This window comes from Microbacterium sp. (assembly GCF_052102115.1).
Classification (GTDB): Bacteria; Actinomycetota; Actinomycetes; order Actinomycetales; family Microbacteriaceae; genus Microbacterium.
This window is the reverse complement of sequence record NZ_JBQDVP010000123.1, coordinates 1-2,785: the sequence shown is the minus strand read 5'-3', so window position 1 is coordinate 2,785 and position 2,785 is coordinate 1. Positions and strand designations below refer to the sequence as shown.

At 65.5% G+C, this 2,785-nt stretch carries 2 protein-coding genes; both read left to right on the top strand.

What is annotated here, in order from left to right; all coding sequences use genetic code 11:
- Nucleotides 1-364: 364 nt before the first annotated feature.
- Nucleotides 365-2,416, top strand: coding sequence for a sensor histidine kinase (locus ACTICP_RS16340; protein WP_083248867.1), 2,052 nt, complete (start codon nt 365-367; stop codon nt 2,414-2,416).
- On the top strand, nt 2,404-2,785 hold a 382-nt coding region (locus ACTICP_RS16335; RefSeq protein WP_441894149.1), incomplete at its 3' end, for a response regulator. The genes ACTICP_RS16340 and ACTICP_RS16335, both read left to right, overlap by 13 nt.

Below are 2,785 nucleotides of genomic sequence, written 5' to 3'. Positions count from 1 at the left end.
TCGCCGACATCCTCGCCGACCTCGACGCGGCGCTCGCTTCGACGGTGCAGACTCCGGACGGCGTGAGCTCCGACGCGGAGGCACTGGGTGCGGAGGTTCCAATTGCGGACCCCTCACCGTCAACTCTTCAACACCCTGTAGCAACGGTATGAATTGATACTCGCAGTGCCACGCGCAGTGCCAGCGGTGGTGCGTGGAGCTGTGGGTGGGATTCACCGCTGGCGGTGCGTGGTGGGACGGTGCAAATCGCAGGTGGCGGTGCGTGGCGCGTGTGTGCGTGGTCACGGGGCGTGGGGAAAACCCGACGCAGGCTAGGTGGTCAACGTGCTGTTGGCAGCTTGTCGACTCCCGTAGCGTTATTGCTATGAGTGAGAACACCCCCACGAACCCACGCGAATCGGAGCCGCAGAGCGCCGATTCCCTGGAGTCCCAGGCACCAGAAGAAACGCCAGAATCGGACAGGCCCATCGGCGCCGAGGCGATCGTCAACGCGCCCCCGACCGCAGAGACTCCCGCGGCTGCAAAGACCCCCGAGGCCGAGGAGTCTGCAGACCGCTCCGAGCCTTCGGGCAACGGCGCAGTCGACGAGTCCGCAGACACACCGTTGGCGACGGAGGCCGGACAGTTTCGGACGGCTCCTATGGATATGGAGGTTCCCTTCAGCCGCGGTGCCGCTCAGCAGTACGGGTCGGCTCAGCAGTACGGGTCGGCTCAACAGCACGGTTCGGCTCACGACCAGGAATCGCCGGCGACTAACCACCCAACGCAGCAGTACACACAGGCCTATCCCCAGACCCGCGTGATGAATGCGAACTTCCCGCAGGGGTTCTCGCAGCAAACACCCTCACAGCACCCCACTCAGGCGTACCCGTCCCAGGGCACCCACTCCTCTGGACCTGGCAATCTCCAGCAGCAGGGCGCTCTCCAGCAGCCCGGCTACCAGCCGCGCACCTACTCCGCCCAGCAGCAAAGCCCACAGCAGGGCCAACACCCCAATCAGCTCCCTGCGCCCGTGCCCGCTCCCAACGGCCAGATGCCGATGCAGCCGATGCAGCCACCTCGGCGGAAGAAGCCGAAGTCGGAGAACGTCACGTACGCACCTGCGACGGGGGCGATGCCGCTGACGCGTGAGGAAGGCACCGAGATTCCCGCCGACGGTCCGATCGAATGGCCGCAGAAGCGAGTCGGGATCGTCGGCGTCGCGAACCTCGTGCTCTCCGCCGTGATGGCTGTGGTCTGGGCCTGGATCCCGCTTGGCCTGCTGTTCACCGGCTTCGGCGGAATCTTCGCACTCGGCCTCGGTGTGCTCGCACTCGTCGCCTGGGTCGTCGTCCAACAGGGCGCGAACGTGTTCGAACGTTACCGGGCCGAACTGATCTATGGCGACCGGATCCCGGTCCCGAAGGTCGAACGCAGCACCCGAGAATCTGCCTTCGGCCGCTTCTTCCACAATCGATGGCTGCACGTGAAGTCGGGATCCTTCTGGCGCTCGACTGCCCACCACTACGTGAAGATGCTGCTCGGCGCGATCATCGTCGGCGGCACCATCGCCGGCATCTGCGGTGCAATCATCGGCATCTTCAGCGCCATCAATCCTGAGGGCATCACCGACTTCTTCTTCCGTGGAACCACCGGTGGGCTGGGGCGCACCGGCATCGCCATCGGCTCTCTCATCGTCCTCGCCAGCTCACTGGCGATCCTGTGGTTCGCCCCGTACCTCGACAGGGCACTCGACCGCAGCCTCCTGCCACCGGCACGCACCGCTGCCCTGCAGGCCGAGGTTACCGATCTCGACCGGGCCCGCATGGCCGGGATCGAAGCTGCGGGTGCGGAGCGACTGCGCATCGAACGCGACCTCCACGACGGAGCCCAGCCACGACTCGTCGCCCTGAGCATGACGCTGGGCATGGCGAAGTCGAAGATCGACAAAGATCCAGAGCGCGCCAAAGAGCTCGTCTCCGAAGCCCACGCCGAGGCGAAGGGCATCGTCAACGAACTCCGCCAACTGGCACGTGGAATCCACCCTGCTGTGCTCACAGACCGCGGCCTCGACGCGGCCGTCTCCGCATTGGCCGGACGCTCGACGATTCCCGTCGAGGTCGACGTTCGACTCGCCGGGCGCATCGATCGTGAGGCCGAAGCCGTGGCCTACTTCGTCGTCGCAGAGTGCCTGACGAACATCGCCAAGCACTCGGGTGCGACACATGCTCGGGTCTTCATCGCCCCCATCGAGGCGGGAGTCCAGATCGTCGTCACCGACAACGGTCAGGGCGGAGCGCGCATCGACCGTTCGGGCCGTCACACCGGGATCGCCGGTTTGGTCGATCGCGTCGAAGCCGCTCGTGGGACACTGAACCTGACCAGCCCCGCAGGTGGGCCAACTACCGTCGTTGTGGAGGTGCCATGCGCATCGTAATTGCCGAAGACTCTGCCATCTTGCGAGCCGGACTCGAGAGGCTTCTGGTTGATGCCGGGCATGAAGTGATCGCCGCCGTCCCCGATGCCAACGAGCTCCTCGCCACAGTCCACAACACGCCGCCGGACCTCGCCATCATCGACGTGCGCATGCCGCCGACGTTCACCGACGAGGGCATCCGCGCCGCAGTCCTCATCCGCAAGCAGAACCCCGACGTCAAGGTGCTCGTGTTCAGCCAGTACGTGGAGGAGCAGTACGCATCCGAACTCATCGCTGAGAACACCGGTGGCTTCGGATACCTGCTCAAAGACCGAGTCGCCGATGTCGAGGACTTCCTCGCAGCCGTCGACGAGGTCGCCTCCGGCGGCA

Coding starts and splice junctions, on each gene's coding strand:
- ACTICP_RS16340 (WP_083248867.1), top strand. CDS start 365: ATGAGTGAGAACACCCCCACGAACCCACGCGAATCGGAGCCGCAGAGC.